11 protein-coding genes are annotated in these 18,769 nt (G+C 42.8%); 5 read left to right on the top strand and 6 right to left on the bottom strand.

What is annotated here, in order from left to right; genetic code table 11:
- Nucleotides 1–488: 488 nt before the first annotated feature.
- Entirely contained in the window at nucleotides 489–980 is a 492-nt protein-coding gene (locus I6E83_RS02210; RefSeq protein WP_197099788.1) for a chorismate--pyruvate lyase family protein, read from the bottom strand.
- A gap of 43 nt (nucleotides 981–1,023) precedes the next feature.
- Nucleotides 1,024–2,397, bottom strand: coding sequence for a GNAT family N-acetyltransferase (locus I6E83_RS02205; protein ID WP_197099787.1), 1,374 nt, complete (start codon nucleotides 2,395–2,397; stop codon nucleotides 1,024–1,026).
- Nucleotides 2,398–3,024: 627 nt separating this feature from the next.
- Between I6E83_RS02205 and I6E83_RS02200 the strand changes: the two genes are divergently transcribed.
- From I6E83_RS02200 to I6E83_RS02190, 3 genes are all read left to right on the top strand, one after another.
- Nucleotides 3,025–5,244: an NADP-dependent isocitrate dehydrogenase gene (locus tag I6E83_RS02200; protein WP_197099786.1), complete on the top strand. Its 2,220-nt coding sequence runs from the start codon at nucleotides 3,025–3,027 to the stop codon at nucleotides 5,242–5,244.
- 495 nt (nucleotides 5,245–5,739) lie between these two features.
- Nucleotides 5,740–6,354: a pseudouridine synthase gene (locus I6E83_RS02195; RefSeq protein WP_197099785.1), complete on the top strand. Its 615-nt coding sequence runs from the start codon at nucleotides 5,740–5,742 to the stop codon at nucleotides 6,352–6,354.
- A gap of 262 nt (nucleotides 6,355–6,616) precedes the next feature.
- Entirely contained in the window at nucleotides 6,617–7,426 is an 810-nt protein-coding gene (locus tag I6E83_RS02190) for a DUF305 domain-containing protein (protein WP_197099784.1), read from the top strand.
- Nucleotides 7,427–7,623: 197 nt separating this feature from the next.
- On the opposite strand, the gene I6E83_RS02185 is transcribed toward I6E83_RS02190, so the two are convergent.
- Complete coding sequence (locus tag I6E83_RS02185; RefSeq protein ID WP_413787040.1) at nucleotides 7,624–9,684, bottom strand: M61 family metallopeptidase; 2,061 nt, start codon at nucleotides 9,682–9,684, stop codon at nucleotides 7,624–7,626.
- 322 nt (nucleotides 9,685–10,006) lie between these two features.
- Here I6E83_RS02185 and I6E83_RS02180 point away from each other — a divergent pair, with 322 nt between their 5' ends.
- Entirely contained in the window at nucleotides 10,007–10,492 is a 486-nt protein-coding gene (locus I6E83_RS02180) for an FKBP-type peptidyl-prolyl cis-trans isomerase (RefSeq protein WP_194195977.1), read from the top strand.
- A gap of 524 nt (nucleotides 10,493–11,016) precedes the next feature.
- Here I6E83_RS02180 and I6E83_RS02175 read toward each other — a convergent pair.
- Nucleotides 11,017–13,227, bottom strand: a complete 2,211-nt coding sequence (locus I6E83_RS02175; protein WP_197099783.1) for a carboxy terminal-processing peptidase — start codon at nucleotides 13,225–13,227, stop codon at nucleotides 11,017–11,019.
- Nucleotides 13,228–13,747: 520 nt separating this feature from the next.
- Here I6E83_RS02175 and nagZ point away from each other — a divergent pair.
- Nucleotides 13,748–14,833 (top strand): beta-N-acetylhexosaminidase, encoded by a 1,086-nt coding sequence (gene nagZ, locus I6E83_RS02170; protein WP_197099782.1) that lies wholly within the window; start codon nucleotides 13,748–13,750, stop codon nucleotides 14,831–14,833.
- Between the two features lie 94 nt (nucleotides 14,834–14,927).
- On the opposite strand, the gene I6E83_RS02165 is transcribed toward nagZ, so the two are convergent.
- Together I6E83_RS02165 and I6E83_RS02160 are read right to left on the bottom strand one after the other, a co-directional pair.
- Complete coding sequence (locus I6E83_RS02165) at nucleotides 14,928–16,499, bottom strand: OmpA family protein (protein WP_197099781.1); 1,572 nt, start codon at nucleotides 16,497–16,499, stop codon at nucleotides 14,928–14,930.
- 366 nt (nucleotides 16,500–16,865) lie between these two features.
- Nucleotides 16,866–18,461 carry a hypothetical protein gene (locus I6E83_RS02160; RefSeq protein ID WP_197099780.1) on the bottom strand — a complete coding sequence of 532 codons (1,596 nt, stop codon included), beginning with the start codon at nucleotides 18,459–18,461 and terminating at the stop codon, nucleotides 16,866–16,868.
- Nucleotides 18,462–18,769 lie beyond the last annotated feature (308 nt).

The raw sequence follows: 18,769 nt of genomic DNA, 5'->3' as shown, positions 1-18,769 counted from the left end.
ACCTCTGCACTTTTTTCAGCAATCTATTGTTTTTCGGCAATCTGTTTTATGGTATGACCATTATTGTGAATGGGGTCTATTAGCAGAGATTAAAACAAGAATAAATGCAAGCGAGTGGCCCGCCATGAAGTTGTCCAATTCGGCAATAAATTCGATACACGTATGTACCGATATCATCGCTAAAGATTAAGTGTAACATGAAAATTTGTGCTGCGAACGCAAAAAAACCTCACCTTAAGATGATGGAATTAAATGACCATATAACACAGATAAATAGCCAATAAAATAAAGGATTTACCTGCTATGAATTCTTGGTAACAGACCGTTTTACACGTATATAAGCATAAAATATTTTTAAGCGTGGCTAGATATAGTCGATTCAATTTAAAAGTAGTACAAGGCAGCCGAGTGTAGATGTATATTAAATACCTCAAGCGAGATTAACGCCGTAATACTTTTATAGTGGAGTGACTATTATAGTGAAGTGATTATAAGAATGCCGGTAGAAACGTTTCACTGATCATTAGCGTACGGCCATACCAATCATAACGGGTTCGCCGTTGCCAACCTGTGGCCGTTTGCTGAATAAATCGCTGATTAGGTAGTGTTCGGCTGCGCTTGAATAGCACATAACCGATGGGTGTGCCTTTGAGCTGTTGTAGACGGCGGGCACGGCCTTTTAGACTGGATAGCGGAAAGATACTTTGTGCATCTACCCATGGTAATTCATCATTGCCATAAAGCTGCACCTCACGCACCCAAGCCAACATCGGACGATTAAGCGCAGCACCCTGCAGACCCAATTGCTGCTTTTGTATCAGAGACAGCTGCCGATAACCCTCAAAACTGCGCTCTACACGTAAGGGCTTCCCTGCTTTTACTTCCAACATGGCAGTGAGAGAGCCTTTAGCATTGAGCCACGGTAGTAGCTCACTAGGAGGTGACAGATTGCTAAAACAAGACGTTTGAGTACTGGACATAGTTAACGGCTAATTGTGAAGTATTGAAGAAGAAAGGCTGATACTAATTATTTATATCAAACTCTGGCATATTGTCCGCATTAAAAGGCAAGGCCTCAAATGCCTGCTGACGATACTGCGCCATATGCTCACGGTCTTTGCGACAAAAATCTGCAATCGCGGGTACAAAACGTGGATCATAGATGCGGTGCAGCGAGTGCGTCGTCGTTGGGATAAAGCCACGAATCAGTTTATGCTCCCCTTGCGTACCTGGGTCAAAATACGTCAGACCTTGCTCAATGGCAAACTCGATACCCTGATAGTAGCACAGCTCAAAGTGCAAACTGTCGTACTCGCCCAGCGCCCCCCAATAGCGCCCATATAAGGTCGCATTATTATCAACATCAATATTGTCGCTATCAGGTTTATCGTATAAGAACAAACTACTGGCAATAATTTCACCATCATCATTGAGTGCTTGGGCGAGCATCAGATGCTCAGGCATGCTCTGTGCTAATGCCATAAAAAAATCTATCGTCAGATAAGGGTGTTGACCTCGCACTGCATAGGTCATCACATAGCAGTGATAAAAGGCCTTCCAATCAGCATCGGTAATATCCGCCCCACACTTACGCTGACAGCTGATATTTTGCTCAGCAACTTTGCGACGCTCAGCACGGATGGTTTTACGTTTTTTGGCTTTTAGGGTCATCAAAAATGCATCAAAATCTGCAAACGGCTTACTATCATTAAGTAAATCTTTATTTTGCCATAAGAACTGACAGCCTTGACGCTCAAGTATCGGCATCTCGATTAGCGCAGATTCTACGCCACGTTCTTGTGCTGCTATCGCCAGCGCCACATCGACCTCAGTCGGCATAGATGTGGTGGCAACAGATGCCATCTCAGGCGTGACAAACAATCCATGCCAGCTTGAGGCGCCTACTTGTTGAGCGATATCGTCGACACCTGCGATGGCGGTTTTGAGGATATCCTCATTTAACGTCTCCCCTTTTGCCAACCACAGACGCTGACCGGTAATCGGTGTATAGGGTACGCTGGTGACTAATCGCGGATAATAGTCCACGCCGTAGCGCGCGTAAGCCTCTGCCCACGCATGATCAAACACAAACTCCCCGCGATGATGACCTTTTATAAATACGGGTAATACTGCAACAGGATGTAATGCGTTTTTTGCTACGTTCTTTATTGTATTGCCATTGCTGTTTTCTTTGTCGTTGCTGTCGTCGCTATCAGCATAATTGGCGACACGGTGCACTAAAATGAATATTGGCAACCAACCTGCCTGCTCACCTATCGCACCTGTGTCTACCAGCGCCTGCCAAAAAGCAAACGACATAAAGGGCGTATCTGGTGTCTGCCAGTCTGCTTGGTTCTGCCAACTGGTATCATTAATCAGCGCGTATTCTAAACTCATACTCTTTATCATTATTATAGTCGCTATATATTTATCGATAACCGATTGGTTAGTGGCCTAGCCTAGCAAATTTTTGATAGTTTGCTGTCACAATTTGCAAAAATTCATCTATATGCAATAAAAAACCACCTACTATAATAGAGGTGGCTATGTTTTATAATGGTGCTTACTATCCTATTCTCCATCTCAATATAAAAGCTCAAGAAAAGACAGTAGTTGCATGGAAAAGATGATATCGAAGCTGATGACTGGTAGAATAAGGTTGTTATTAGCTTAATATAATTCAGATACATAGGATATGAGCGAAAACAGTATACTTAGTTCATTATACAAGATTGACATCATAGCCGATTTATAGTGGATTAACTATAATATGAAGTCAGCAGTTCACCTTCAAGCCCTTTTGTATAGGCAGTCAAAGCATCGTACTGTTTTAAGAGGCCTGTTTGATGAACGCTAATAGACGTGCGTAAAAGAAAAATTTAAATGGTCTTCAATATTTCTGAGACCACATATGATGTACTTGATCTAACCACATAGTTCGTTATTGCATAGTATCATCCGACGATATTCGAATTTATGTGTACGTATTATTTTTAACGACAACTAAAGGGATACCCGATTACAATGTCAAAAATTATCTATACAAAAACTGATGAGGCCCCTGCTCTAGCAACCCTTTCATTCTTGCCTATTGTTGAAGCGTTTACCAAAACGGCAGGGATTGCTGTTGAGACAACTGATATCTCTGTTGCAGCGCGAGTATTGGCTGAATTCCCAGAATATTTGACGGAAGAGCAACGCGTACCAAACAATTTGGCTGAGCTTGGTCGTCTGACACAAGATCCAAACACCAATATCATTAAATTGCCAAACATCAGTGCTTCTGTACAGCAACTTAAAGCCTGTATCAAAGAGTTGCAAAGCAAAGGCTTTGCATTACCTAATTTCCCAGAAGATCCACAGACTGACGAAGAAATAGAACTGCGTCGCCGTTATGGTAAAAGCTTAGGTAGCTCAGTTAACCCTGTACTACGTGAAGGTAACTCAGATCGCCGCGCCCCTAAAGCCGTCAAAAACTATGCTCGCAAGCATCCGCATTCTATGGGTGAGTGGAAGCAGTGGTCAAGCACGCACGTGTCACACATGCATGGCGGTGACTTCTATGATGGCGAGCAATCTATCACTTTAGATAAAGCTCGTACCGTACGTATGGAGTTGTTGCTTGATGACGGAACCAACAAAGTCTTGAAACCTAAAATTGCTTTGCTTGATAAAGAAGTGATTGATTTAATGGTTATGAGCAAACAGTCATTGCTAGACTTTTATGAGCGTGAAATGGAAGATTGCCGCGAAGCCGGTATTCTATTCTCACTACACGTAAAAGCCACGATGATGAAGGTGTCACACCCTATCGTATTTGGTCACGCGGTTCGTATCTACTACAAAGAAGCCTTTGCAAAGCATGGCGCGACGTTTGACGAGCTAGGCATTAACGTCAATAACGGCATGGCTGATTTGTTTGACAAAATTGCAACTTTGCCAGCCTCAAAGCGCGAAGAGATTGAGCAAGACTTGCATGCTTGCCAAGAGCATCGCCCACGTCTGGCCATGGTTGATTCGTCAAAAGGTATCACCAACTTTCATTCTCCAAGCGACATTATCGTAGATGCATCAATGCCTGCTATGATTCGTAATGGCGGTAAAATGTGGGGCGCCGATGGCAAACTATATGATTGCAAAGCCGTTATGCCTGAATCTACCTTTGCCCGTATTTATCAAGAAATGATCAATTTCTGTAAATGGCATGGTAACTTTGATCCAACGACAATGGGTACGGTTCCTAACGTTGGCTTGATGGCACAAAAGGCAGAAGAGTACGGCTCACATGACAAGACTTTTGAGTCAAGCAATGCGGGTATTGCACGTATTGTTGATGTAGATACTGATGAAGTATTACTCGAAAAACGTGTTGAAAAAGGCGATATCTGGCGCATGTGTCAGGTTAAAGATGATCCTATCCAAGATTGGGTGAAACTGGCTGTTCGCCGTGCGCGCGAATCAGACACGCCTGTTATTTTCTGGTTAGACCCATATCGTCCACATGAGAATGAGCTGATCAAAAAAGTTCAGACTTACTTGAAGGATCATGACACTACAGGTCTACACATTGAAATCATGTCACAAGTTCGTGCCATGCGTTATACCCTAGAGCGCGTTGCTCGCGGTCTGGATACTATCTCTGCCACTGGTAACATCCTACGTGATTACCTCACTGACTTGTTCCCAATTCTAGAGCTAGGCACCAGTGCCAAGATGCTATCAGTCGTACCACTAATGAAAGGTGGTGGTCTGTTCGAAACAGGTGCAGGTGGTTCAGCTCCGAAACACGTTGAGCAGCTCGTAGAAGAAAACCATTTACGTTGGGATTCATTGGGTGAGTTTTTGGCCTTGACCGTATCTTTGGAGCATTTAGCCGAAAACGATAACAATGCTAAAGCCAAAATATTGGCTGACACGCTAGATACAGCGACAGAAAAACTGCTGTTGAATGACAAATCACCATCACGCAAAACAGGTGAATTAGACAACCGTGGTAGTCACTTCTATCTGGCCATGTACTGGGCACAAGAGCTGGCAGCGCAAGACCAAGATAGCGAGCTAAAAGCACAATTTACACCATTTGCGAAAAAGCTCAAAGACAGCGAAGAAGCTATCGTCAAAGAGCTGAACCAAGCTCAAGGCAAGCCTGTGGACATCAAAGGCTACTACTATGCCGATGAAGAATTGGCTAAGAAAGCCATGCGTCCAAGTGCTTTGTTTAACGAAACACTTGCATCGCTGTAATTTCTAAGCGATTGCACTTAGACAGTTAAGCTCAATCGCTGTTGGGGTTTATATCCAAAAGCGATTAAGCAAGTTTAAGCTTTAGTAAAGAAAACACCTCAACTGCCTTAGGGCGTTGAGGTGTTTTTTATGGTCTTTCATAGCATATCCAAGTTATATTGGAACGATTATATTGTAGAGCCCTTTTCTGGGTGCCGTCATACAGCCTACGCTCTCAATCACCTCAGCAAAAAACATGAGTGGCCCTGTGAACAATAGAAAAACACTTTATAATAGATGCTTATCTTAATTAGAAAAATATATAGTATTCAAAAAAACATGACAAACCTATCAAAATATAGATGAAATGGAAGCCCCTAGCTCGTACTGCCTTATTTTTGTAGCAGGACGCAGTATATCCAGAGTGTGTGCTCATTTTTATTTTGAATGTTAAGGTGTATCATCATTTGGATAGTAAGTAATACTGACTCATTTATATTTAGGAAACAGCTGTTTATGTCGACCTCTAGTCTCGTACTATTCAACAAGCCTTATGGCGTGCAAAGTCAGTTCAGAGATGACAGCAATAACAACCACACCACGCTATCTGAATACTTTACGGACAAATCATTGCGGGTAGCAGGCAGACTTGATGCGACCTCAGAAGGTTTGCTGATTCTGACTGATGATGGTCGAGTTAATAAAGCAATTACCCATCCACCCAAAGCCAATGCTGGGCGCAAGCAAGGCAAAACTTACTTAGTACAAGTTGAAGGCATCCCTACACCTGAGCAGCTTAGTAAGCTCCAAAAAGGCGTGATTCTCAAAGATGGCAAAACCCTGCCTGCTGAGATTAAACATGTCAGTGAAGATGAGTTACCAATGCCGCTCTGGCAACGTGACCCACCGATACGTGAGCGTAAAAGTGTGCCAGACTCATGGCTGATGTTGACTATTTATGAAGGTAAAAATCGCCAAGTAAGACGCATGACTGCGCACGTTGGGCTACCTTGCTTACGTTTGATACGTTGGTCAGTTGCAGGTTTTGAATTAAGTGACTTAGCAGTTGGTCAGTCTATACGAGTTCATTTAGATAGTGAGCGCTGTAAGCAGTTAGGGATATTCGGTTAATCTATAGTTAATTCTCTATAAAAGAGTGACAGCGTCAACCTCGCTTGAAGTACCACATAAACATCTGCACTCGGTTGCCTTGACTCACTTTTAAACTGAATCAACTATATAGCATTTTTTGTCTATAAATTAGTTAGCTTACGACCCATTAAACATAGCGTCTCGAACGGGTAAGGTTTATCTGCTAAGCTTCGAAACATGAGTGGTTGTCTGTAATAGGTTTCATTCATTTATTATTAAATTTTTATTCTAGGAATACATTATGATTGCTTCTCATCGTTTTTTATTGTTGGCCACCAGTATTTCTGCTGCGCTCATACTGAGTGCCTGTCAGCCGACAACAGAAAACAATGAAGCGACCACTGACGAAGAAGTCACCACGCCAGTGACTGATATAGCAGAGACTCAAGATGAAGCCGAAGCTAATGATTTGGCGGAAAATGAAGACATCATTGACGAAAGCCAAATGACTGATGTGCTCAAAGACTATACAAAATCAATGACTAGAATGCATGATGAAATGATGATCGGTATGGGTTACAACGACCCTGATACTGCCTTCGCTAAAAGCATGCTTGGACATCATCGTGGCGCGATAGACATGGCAAAAATCCAGCTTAAATACGGCACTGACGAAAAAGTGCGTCAGCTCGCCCAAGAGATTATTGACGCTCAACAAGTTGAAATCGATATTTTGAATAAATGGCTTGCCAGCCACCCTGATACAGCCAAACCTAAACCTAATACTGAGGCCATGCAACAGGCCTATGCTAGAAGTATGGATGTCTTGAATGGTGAGATGGTATTAGGTATTGCCGATCCTGTCCCTGACATGGCATTCACGCGCGGCATGCTACCGCATCATCTGGGCGCAGTAGAAATGGCCACTATCCAGCTGAAATATGGTACTGACGAAGAGATGCGTCAACTGGCACAAGATATCATCGACACTCAGCAACCCGAAATCAAACGGATGCAAAATTGGATTGCAGACTCTCAAACAGATGAAAGTACAGAAGATAAACTTGATGAAGGTGAAGTAGACGCAAAAACTGAAACACCTGACTCTTAAAGACTGAGTTACTTCTGATGTTTGAAGAAAACCCCAAAGTATACTGATAGTGTATGACGCAAAACCTCTGCTAAATATGATCATTTAGCAGAGGTTTTTATTTTCTATGAATGCTCAAACTGAATACTTAGGCAGAGTGGCTAAAATCGATAACCTTAAATTAGCGTACTCAAATTAGTATACTTAACTCAATGCCCTTAATTCTGATAACGCTCTATCGCATTTAGCCACGCTTGCCAGCCCGCATTATTTAGAGAGTGCTCGTCACTAATTCCTGACGATATATCATTTTTTGCTAAGTGCAGACTTACTTTATGCGGAAATGCTTTTTCATTAATGTCATTCGTACTATTATCAGCACTGGCTGACTGTTGTAATTCCATAGCCGCTTTCGGCAGTACATTGACACGTATCAACTCATCACGGCGGAACAAGTAACATTCAACGTTATGTGCTGCATTGCTAAGCGAAACCAACTGTTTACTATCCGCTTTGATACCATCAATCGCAACAATGACATCATGTGCTGAAATCCCAGATCTGGCAGCCGCACTATCACGCTGTACGCGATTAACCTTTAGTCCGGCGGGCGTTTCAGTACAACGCATACCCCACGGCACATGCTTATCCGCGGTCTCTTTGGTATTAGTACGCATGTTAGTACCATTGGCAGCCAACAGCGCTTCAATCGGTAATTCTTCAACACCATTGACATAACGATGCTCAAAATTTTCCCACTCCTCTACTGGCATAAACTGCCCAATGACCGCACCCATATCAGCACTACTGATGCCAACACGCTTGTTATCATTTTGCTTGGCTTGAGTATAAAAGGCCTTGACCACATCAAACAGACGATAGCGACCAGCACTCTTTTGTAGCAGCGTCAAATCCAAACATAATGCAACCAGCGCTCCTTTATTGTAATAGCTAATACCCGCATTACCCGTATTTTCGTCATTGCGGTATAACTTAATCCAAGCGTCAAAGCTCGACTCTGCGACACTCTGATACGCACGCCCAGCGGTTTGATAGTAGCGATTGATTTGCTCAGCCAATAGCTTGAGATAGCTTGATTTGTCAATCACTCCTGACGCTTGCAACATAAAGTCATCGATATAAGACGTAAAACCTTCAAACACCCAAAGTAACGGCGTGAAAGCCTCACGGCGCAAATCAACCTCTAGCATGACATCGGGGCGTACTGTTTTAACCCACCATGAGTGAAAATACTCATGGCTGCATAAACCTAAAAATCGCTGATAATCTGTGCTGGGTATTTTTGGCTCATTGATACTTGGCAAGTCACGGCGCGGAGTAATCAAACTGGTAGAGTTGATATGCTCAAGGCCACCGTAATCTTGACCACTGGCAAACGTCATAAACGTATAATCATGGAAAGGTGCATCACCTAGCCAGCCTAAATACGTCTGGCAAATCTGAGTAATATCTTGCTGCAATCTGCCCATATTGGCATTGTGCTTACCAGCGAGGTAAAAACTATGATGTAGCGTCTGATGTTCATTATCTTGAATAATAAAATCAAATTTATCTTGTTCTGCGATTTCAAAAGGATAATCGATCATCTCGTGATAGCTATCTGCTTGTAGCCCGTAAGCATGCTGACCGTCGAGTTTCAAATGGGTAGATTTCAAACCAGATGCCAAAACGACACGCTCTTCTTCTTTATCTGTAAAAAACGCGGCCGGAATGATTAAGCTCACATTGACAGGCGTATGCTCTTGCCCCTCAACTGCCAAGGCAAGCGAGGTGAAATTGCCGTATAAGCGCTGCTGATCAACATAGGCAGTACGTACCGACAGATCATAACAGTACACTTCATAGTGAACTTCTACTGTTTGCCCTGCCTCTACTTGAGGTAGCTGCCAAGTATGTTTGTATATTTTTTGCGCACGATAAGTCTTAAGTGGTGTGTCGCTATCTGTTGTTTGGCTAGTTGTTTTGCTATCCGTTGCTTGACCATCTAACACCTGATAGTGCACGGCGGTGATGTTGCGGGCAAACTCACGCATCAGATAACTACCCGGTATCCATGCTGGCAACCAAAGCTGAGGAGAATTGGCCGTTGCTGTAAAGCTCAGCGACACATCGATCAAATGCTCAAAGAAACGATCAAAATTGAATCGATAACTGATATCAGCGATTACGTTGGCATCGTTAGCACTATCATTGTTGGTATTGCTATCTATGAGTTTATTATTCGCAGTATTGGTAACGGAAGTCATTGTCTTTTTCATCCTTGTTTTTATCATTATGTTAGAAGCCCTTACTCAAAAACGCAACCGCCAAACCACGAATACCCAATAGCTCACTCTAAACTGCTTAAAACACCGTTTATTTTAATAAAATGTGACATTTATTGAGATTAAATGGCATTTTTTCTTGTTTTTACCTTGAAAGTTATATGTGCCATCTCAATTAAAGATGCTAACTGCTAAAGTTACTTTAATAAACTGATGATAATTGACTCATGACGTGGCTATTTGGCCTGCTAATTGGATTTTTTAGGTTTATTGCAACCGTATTTAATTTTTTACACAGATATATTTAGGATAATTTATGACTACTATCGCAAAAGATACCGCCGTCAAATTCAATTACACACTAAAAGACGACGAAGGCAACATTCTTGACCAATCACCAGAAGGTCAACCACTTGCTTATTTGCATGGCCATAGCAACATCATCCCAGGCCTTGAGCAACAGCTAGAAGGTAAATCTGCTGGCGAACAAGTCAATGCAGTTGTTGAACCTGCTGATGGCTACGGCGAGTATCAAGAGCAAGCAGTACAACACGTACCACGTGACAACTTCCAAGGCGTTGAAGACATCCAACCTGGTATGCAATTTCAGTCAGAAGCTGGTGGCCAAGTCATGCTAGTTACCGTTACTGCTGTAAACGATGAAGAAGTAACCGTTGATGCAAACCATCCATTGGCTGGTAAGCGTTTGACGTTTGACGTTGAAATTCAAGAAGTACGTGCAGCAACTGAAGACGAACTAAACCATGGCCATGTACATGGTGCTGGTGGCGTTGAGCACTAATCTCTTTTAGAGAAGAGTAAGAAAGGATGAGGCGATAAATTACCAATGTGACTGTCGTTTTATCTAAAAAGGGTCAGTAGCCATCGCTACTGACCCTTTTTTTATGCTTATTTTTATACCTACAATTTGTAGAAAATACTACTGAGACTGTATGATGTTCAATAGGTCTTCAGCCAAAATCTATCGATTACTATCCTCCAGACGTAACAAAGCCGCATAACGACAAGCGTTATGCGGCTTTTATCACTAACCATCCATGTCATCGTTATAAGATACCTAATCCCGGGGCATCTTGTAACTATTCGGGCATCCAGCCCTATCATCCCTAACCAGCAAACCACCTATCCTTGATGCGACTTGTAAGATACCAATCCCTAGTACCAATGAACCTTTTCGTTCAGCCGTGCCGTACAGTTATAATCGCAGATTGCCCCATGGTTAGTAAGAGGTATAAACGTCAATCCATGTAAGCATATGCTTACATGGATTGAATCATACATTTTTGCCATTCACAGCACTGTTGTTTATAGCTTCTCTTGAGGACTAAGCAACGCTTTCGGTTGAGCGCTCAGCATGACATAAGCGGCTTCATCGATGAAGGCTTCGTCTTCAGGTAACTCTGGACGTTCACTGGCCTTCATGCGACTGCGTTCTTCAAATTTTGCATCCATTGCCGCTTGATAAGTATTCCAATTGGCATAAGGACGCTCACCAGTTGCGATAAGACGTTTGTTCTCAGCTTCTAACGAACGTTTTTCAATCAGTTGCATTTTGGCTCGGCGACTATTGATATCGAGCTGGATAGGTTTTTTCTCATCTTCCATATCACGAATATCATTTAGCGCTGATAAATAAACAAACTGTGGATTTTGCTCTTGACGGATTTTGGATTGCTGATTGAGTGTCGCTAATGTATCGTTGGTAAACTTGCCTTCAGGCTTATAAGGGGCTGTTTTGATAGTATCCCATGGTAAGGCTTTTTTCTGTGCGCGCTCACCAAAGGTAGCATCATCATAGATATTGACCAGTTCAACATCAGGCACCACGCCTTTATTCTGCGTACTACCACCAGTAATACGGTAGAATTTACGCTGCGTTAAAGTGGCTGAGCCTAGCGCCAAACTATCCAATTGAATTTGGGCAGAGCCTTTACCTGTCGTCGTACTACCGACGACCAGACCACGCCCATAATCTTGAATAGCAGCCGCAAATATCTCACTGGCTGAAGCAGATGCTAAGTTGGTAATGACCGTCATGTTGCCACTATAAAGTTGCTCGCCACCATCATCGTCACGGTAGACTTGAATATTGCCGCGATTGTCACGAATTTGCACCATCGGCCCGCTCTTAATAAAGAAGCCAAGCATTCTAGCGACTTCATCTAATGAGCCACCTGGGTTATTACGTAGATCGACAACCAAACCATCAATGTTTTCTTTATTGAGCTCTTTTAGTGCTTTTTCGGTATCGATACTGACGCTACGGTAGTCTTCACCGTTACGGCGGGCTTGATAATTCAGATAAAAGCTTGGAATCTCAAGAACACCAATGCGTTTTGGTGTTTTATCAATATTAGGACGCTGCACTTCTACGACACGATGAGTAACACCTGACTCTTCTTGTTTAATAATATCACGGACGACCGTGACGTTACGGGCGCTAGCATCAGGAGTATTAGGCTGACGTACTTTGATGGTCACTGAGGTTCCGCGCTTACCACGAATCAAACTCACAATCTCACGCGTTGACCAGCCAACCACATCGGTCATGGTTTCACCGTCTTTTGCGATACCAACGATCAAATCATTTGGCTTGATTTGTCCAGATTTAGCCGCTGGACCACCATCTACTAAAGTGACAATTCGAGTATAATCTGGGTTTTTACGGTCTGGACGGATAGAAACGCCAATTCCTTCTAGTTGTAAACTAGATTGAATTTGCAGCTCAGTTGCCTGAATCGGTGCATAGTAATTACTGTGTGGATCGTAAGTCAGCATTGCTGTATTTAAGACCGTTTCCATGATCTCATCATTGGTAAGGCGTTTTGACTGCTCTTGCTGACGCGATAAACGGTTTTGTAAAATTTCGCTCGGGGTACGCTGATCATTGCGAACCAAATCTTGTCCACGCGTAATATCTGGATTGCTTAAAAACACTTCTTCTTTAGCTTTTTCGTCTTCTTGACCCAGTGTGATACTCATTAAACTAAATTTTAACTGACGCGCCCAATAATCACGCTGCTCTTTTTTGGTTTTGAAATGATTGAGTTTTTCACGGTCGAGTACGATGGTGTCTTTGCCAGTCAAATCGATCTTCGTTTTTAGCATTTTACTTGCCATCGCAAAATACTCATTTGAACGTTTGCGATATCGCTCGAAAACATATACGCCTGCAGATAAATCACCCTGTTTGAGACGAGCACCGAAGTCATCGGCATATTTTTTCTTAAACTCATCGACATCGGACTGCAAAAATAAAGTATGGTTTGGATCAAGGCTATCAATATACATAGATAGAATCTCGCTACCCGTTTTACTGTCGAGCGGCTGATTCAGATAATGACTACGGTCCAGCAATGCCGCTACTTGGCGAGTGGTGACTTTTTGTTCGGGAGTTTGTACGAAGCTTTCAGTATTGGTATCGGCGACTGCCGTGCCATAGCTCTGGGTAAGAATAATACCGGCGATGCCCACTGACGCTGCACTGAGTAACCACTGTGCTGGTTGTTTTTTCATCATGTATCCCTAGTTATTTTGCGTTAATAATATTATTTGTTTTATAAAGATCAAAAGTGCTTAAATATCTCGCTACCTATAAATTTCATTTCTTCTGTACGTTTAAATATTTGTTGCTGATCATGTTTGTCACTAATAATGCCTGTTAGATATTTTTCGATTATAGCGTCCTAATAATAGCCCCTAAAATTCGTCAAAAACTGCCAATACAATGTTCAAATAGCGTTCGAAATCAATCAATATTATCATGAGCATTATGGTTGGACTGTCTCAAACTGTATAAGCAATATTACACGCTACACCTGCACATACCAAACTTTCTATGATATTTGTTTTGCATCATTATTTGGACATGTTGGTACTGCTTTAATGGCTATCTAAAAATTGATTTGAGTCGATACCTGTGCCACATTATGCTCAATTAATAATAGCTGTCATAATAAGACAGTTTTGATTCATCACTTGCTACTTTTAGCGCTACCCATCATATAACAATATATAACACCATAAGGATTACGCAATGTACGGCGTCTTAATGATTGATATCGATAGTACCGCACTGACTGCTGAAGATGTTAGTTTACTCAAACAGGCACAAGTTGGCGGAGTAATTTTATTTGCTCGAAACGTGGCAGATGCTGCGCAAGTGCGAGCCTTGTGCGATGATGTACGCTACCACAACCCTGATATATTAATCGGCGTCGACCAAGAAGGCGGTCGCGTCGCGCGTCTGCGCAATGGCTTCACCCCTTTACCAGCGATGGGCAAGCTCGGTGAATTATTCAACCAAGACCCTAGCCTTGCGTTGAGCCTTGCTTATGATTGTGGCTATCTAATGGCGACAGAAGTATTGGCCGTGGGTATTGACCTCAGTTTTGCACCAGTGCTTGATAGAGACGGCATCAGTCAAGTCATTGGTGATCGCAGCTTTCATAATGAGCCACAGGCGATCACTGCCCTAGCGACACAGTTTATGCGCGGCATGAAAACGGCAGGCATGGCAACCACAGGCAAGCATTTCCCCGGACACGGTGCGGTTGCGCCTGATTCACACGTAGCTGAGGCCATCGATACACGTAGTTTTGATGAGATTATGAATAGCGATATGCAGCCGTTTGCGCAAACGCTCACATCGCTTGATGCGTTAATGCCTGCCCATGTTATCTTTTCGCAAGTCGATGATAAACCGGCAGGGTTTTCTAAAATTTGGCTAAAAGACATCATCCGTAATCAGCTTGATTTTGATGGTGTCTTGTTTTCTGATGACCTATGCATGGCAGGTGCCAAAGCAGCGGGCGATGTCAGCGCACGTGTAAAAGCGGCAATTGAGGCAGGATGTGACATTGCACTGGTTTGCAATGATCGAGTTGCTGCGCATGAAGCAGCTCAAGCAGCTCAAGACCTTCCTTATCCCAATCAAAACCGCATAAAAACCATGTGTGGCGACATACCAGTATGGCAAGGGGACCTTGAATCTACTTGCCAGCAGTTTGAGTATTGGCAACAGGCCAAGCAAAATGTGACTCAAGCCTTTTTTAGTCCTCAAGCTGATGGGCAAACACCTAATAGTACCAATGCGCCAAAAGACCCTACTGACTATAAATAGCTCTCTATAATTTATAAATAACAAAATAAAAAACCGCATCTCATTAAGGTGCGGTTTTTTATTATTAGCAGTACTTCAATCGAAATAGTATCGATTAATTGGTTGGATCTATTACTGTACCCTGAGTCGCATCGTCACCATCAGGCAATATATCATCGTTATCACTGTCCAGTGGGTTCAAGTCTGGGTCAAGCGCATCATTACCAACAATCATTCCATCGTTTGCACCAGTGAGCTGATCGTCAACGACAAACTCAATACGGCGGTTATGGAAACGACCTTGTTCGGTTGAGTTATCAGCGATAGGTTCTGATTCGCCCATGCCTTTTACTGTGAGTTTATTGGCATCAACACCTTTAGAAACCAAGTACTGTTTGACAGATTCAGCACGTGCAAGAGACAACTTGTTATTATATTCGTCCGATGCTTGACCATCTGTATGACCGACAATCATCAGTTTTATATCCGGTGCTTCGCTAATAATTTTTGCAGCACGGTCAAGCAACTCTTTATTAACTTCAGGAAGTGTCGCATCATCTACAGTAAAATTGATAACCTGAATACTTAGCGCACGAGCCACATCACTTGGATCGGGATTGTCACCAAGATTTTTCATAGCATTGTTTGCAGCGAATAGACTACTCTCTATCTCATTCTTTAAGTCTAACGGTCTTTCTGCTTGTACCTTCATGGCTGGAGCAGCGGCTTTTAAGTCAGCGATTAGCTGGTCCAGTGCTAGTACATCAGACGTATTAACGGTGATAGTATCGCCTTCGATCAGCATGCTCGCATTTGGAACATTTTTGAGAATAGGCAAAATGGTCGTCAGCTGAGCTGTGGCTGGCATATCTATCGCAAATTTATCATCGACATCAGCACGGCATTTATTGGCTTCATCGCCAAATGCAGCCGTGAGTGCATTCATCATGTTGGTCTGCAACGTTTCATCACCCACACGCATACGGCAAGCGTACAGTTCGCTGTTTTCATCAGTGGCAATACGTAATGAGGCAAGCTCTACATTGCTGACACCCGCGACTTGCTGCGCCATCGCTGGTGTAGCGACAGGCTCAGGATTTTCTTGGCAACCACGTAATAATGCCCAAGCCAATGCACCCAAAATAATCAAGCCAATAATTGGTAGTAGCGCTTTCAAAAAGCTGTCTTTTGGCTCGTCTTCACGTGGCAATGGTTCTGTAGTCGCTGTCTGAGAAATAGGCACTTCAGTTGCAGGCTCAGCGGCCAAGGTACTGACTGGTAAGACAGCGCTTGCCCATGTAGGAATGTGGTGCTGATAGCTGTCTAGATTATCATGTAAAAATTGTGGTACAGGCGTGGTACCTGCCAAGCTTTTTATTTCATGAAAAGCAAGTGGCGCGGCCATAGCAATGAGTCCGCGAGAGGCTGTCGCATCGACATTGTGTTTGCCTGCCAGCTCACGAGCGATTTGATCACGTTGCGAGCTGTCTGTCCATACACGATCATAGAACTCTTGATCATCACGAGTAATACTCTCATTGGCAAAACGGTCATAGGTAGCATTATCCGCTAGGCGGGCAGCAAAAATAGCGTAGAACTGCTCAAGTAGATTTTTTTTAGCTGGGCTACGATCATCCTCCAATACTGCTGGACTTACTGTTCGGGTCAAATGACTGGTAATATCCATAATATAACTCCCTATTTATTAATACCTGATTATAGGCTTAAAATACTTAAAAATATTGTTAGATAAGATTTTGATGATAGATAAAAGCTATAACGGTCGGTGTCATTATTGCTGTATTCAGTTTTTCATTATTATAAAAGCATTAAATCAGCTTTAACAATCAACACGTTGTTGTGCGAATGATACGTTAGGTAATGTCGCCACTGTCACATATAAACCTATCACACACAATATCCTATATCACACAGCACCTTAGATAAAAAAATGGTGGTACGAGAAACTCATACCACCACCCCATACTGCTTATCTATCTGAATTGTTAATCCTAAAGTAAAAACAATCAAACATCTCTTGTTATCAAACTTACTAATTTCTGACTTGGGCAGGCTCAGCTATAAAAGAGGTACCCGCCAAATCATCTAATTCTGATTCTGAAATAGGGCCTGATGGGCGGTTATTCGTCGGTGCATTGTTGGGAATATTGCGAGTATTATTAACAGGCTCGTTCATATTATTATTGTTCATGCCATTATTAGGGGCTGGCACCATACGATCGCCTGTATTGTCATCTGCTGCTTGGAACTCTCCAGACCCGCCGTTGCTATCACCGTTACCATACTGATTATTTAAAGCAGCCTCATCGTTTGCAAACTGACCGCCCATCTCATTCATTCCTGACATACCGTTCACGTTATCATTGTTGCCATTATTGACATTGTCAGGTAATGGCAGTGGCTCTTTGCTATCTACTATCATCGCTGGCGCCAAGGTGCGGATATCCGTGACCAGTCGTTGCAATAAATCACTATCTGGCGCTGCTAACGTGAGGCGATCATTCTGCAATTCTAGACGTGCAAATGGCACCGCTCTAAGCATGTTTAAAATATTAGGCAGCATCTCTGTCGGTAGATTTGCCATACTATTGGCGACGCCTGCCCGCACTGTCAACTCACAAGTGCTTGATTGCTGACCAAAACTGGTATTGAACGCTTGTTGCAATGCACTCTGTAGCGCTTCATCACCCACGACAGCGCTACAGCTAGTGAGTCCTCCGCTGTTATCCATTCCGATGGTTAGCTCGACCGGTGTCAATACTTCTACAGGTGGCGTAGGCGCAACGACGGCAGGTACTGTCGCAATTGGCTCCACAGGTGGGACATTGTTTGGCTTGATTAGTAGCGCCCAAGCAGCCAGTGCCATAGCAGCAATCGCGAGGACTAATAAAAACACCTTTACCAATAAATCATTGCGTTGATTACGAGTGCGTACTTTTGCTCGCTTGACGCTACTGTTTTCTGCTAGATGATGTGCTGATGGGTTGACATGAATGGCATCCAAGTTAGGACTCAGGTCATCGCTTTCTTTTTCTGTCTCAGCGCTATCCATATCAGCTGATGCCACTGCACTGATTGCGCTTGTCTCTACATTGGGCTTATCAAGTTTACCTAAAACGTTATCAGTCTCTAATACAGGACTTACTTCCGCTATGGTTTTTGAACCTAACTCATTGTTCAGACTTGAATTGGCGGCAATAATAGGTGCTGACCATATCGGTAAGTACTGACGCAGCGCCGCCTGCTCACCCTGCAAAAATGCTGGCAAAAACTGTCCATTGGCCAATATTTTTAGCTCACGATAAGCGAGTGGTGATGAATTGATAAGTAACTCTGCTGTCATTGATTCATCAATATGATGCGTAGCGGCAAGCTCTTGGATGATAGTCTGCTGCATTTCATTATCTTGCCATAGCTGCTTAAACAATGTCGTCTCTGTGCCATTGTTGGTCGCCAGCAATTGATCGGTGCGAAGTAGTTGCGAGTAAACCTGAGGCAATGCTAGGCGTGCGGCTAAAATGGCATAAAACTGCTCAAGTAGACTGACATGCGCCACACTATCTTTGCTATCACTCTGACCTAATACAGCTGGGGTAACGGTTTTTTCTAACTGGTCGATAATACTCATAGATTATTGCCTCTTTCGGCCTTCGCTTTATACGTGTAAAAGAATTGAGTGTTGGTTTTAATTTTAATTTTGTCTACTAATGACGTATTCTTAGCATATTTCTATCATTGATGAGACTGCTGCCATCAGCTCTACTTACTATCAATCATCATTACTATTAGCACTAGTTACTGTCATTATACGAAGCATTACTTATTCTGCCTGATACATTGTTATATTATTCACTATAACAGCCTGAAAATGCATTGTTTTGTCACACAATAAGTTTTCGTATCATCATAACTACTGTTAGTATGACTTCATTATTA

The sequence above is a fragment of the Psychrobacter sp. SZ93C1 genome (assembly GCF_015864635.1).
GTDB classification, from domain to species: Bacteria; Pseudomonadota; Gammaproteobacteria; order Pseudomonadales; family Moraxellaceae; genus Psychrobacter; species Psychrobacter fozii.
This window is presented reverse-complemented; position numbering and strand designations above follow the sequence as displayed.

Bases quoted from the DNA above. Each gene is read 5' to 3' on its own strand.
- I6E83_RS02210 (WP_197099788.1), bottom strand. From the start codon at position 980: ATGTCCAGTACTCAAACGTCTTGTTTTAGCAATCTGTCACCTCCTAGT.
- I6E83_RS02205 (WP_197099787.1), bottom strand. From the start codon at position 2,397: ATGAGTTTAGAATACGCGCTGATTAATGATACCAGTTGGCAGAACCAA.
- I6E83_RS02200 (WP_197099786.1), top strand. From the start codon at position 3,025: ATGTCAAAAATTATCTATACAAAAACTGATGAGGCCCCTGCTCTAGCA.
- I6E83_RS02195 (WP_197099785.1), top strand. From the start codon at position 5,740: ATGTCGACCTCTAGTCTCGTACTATTCAACAAGCCTTATGGCGTGCAA.
- I6E83_RS02190 (WP_197099784.1), top strand. From the start codon at position 6,617: ATGATTGCTTCTCATCGTTTTTTATTGTTGGCCACCAGTATTTCTGCT.
- I6E83_RS02185 (WP_413787040.1), bottom strand. From the start codon at position 9,684: ATGAAAAAGACAATGACTTCCGTTACCAATACTGCGAATAATAAACTC.
- I6E83_RS02180 (WP_194195977.1), top strand. From the start codon at position 10,007: ATGACTACTATCGCAAAAGATACCGCCGTCAAATTCAATTACACACTA.
- I6E83_RS02175 (WP_197099783.1), bottom strand. From the start codon at position 13,227: ATGAAAAAACAACCAGCACAGTGGTTACTCAGTGCAGCGTCAGTGGGC.
- nagZ (WP_197099782.1), top strand. From the start codon at position 13,748: ATGTACGGCGTCTTAATGATTGATATCGATAGTACCGCACTGACTGCT.
- I6E83_RS02165 (WP_197099781.1), bottom strand. From the start codon at position 16,499: ATGGATATTACCAGTCATTTGACCCGAACAGTAAGTCCAGCAGTATTG.
- I6E83_RS02160 (WP_197099780.1), bottom strand. From the start codon at position 18,461: ATGAGTATTATCGACCAGTTAGAAAAAACCGTTACCCCAGCTGTATTA.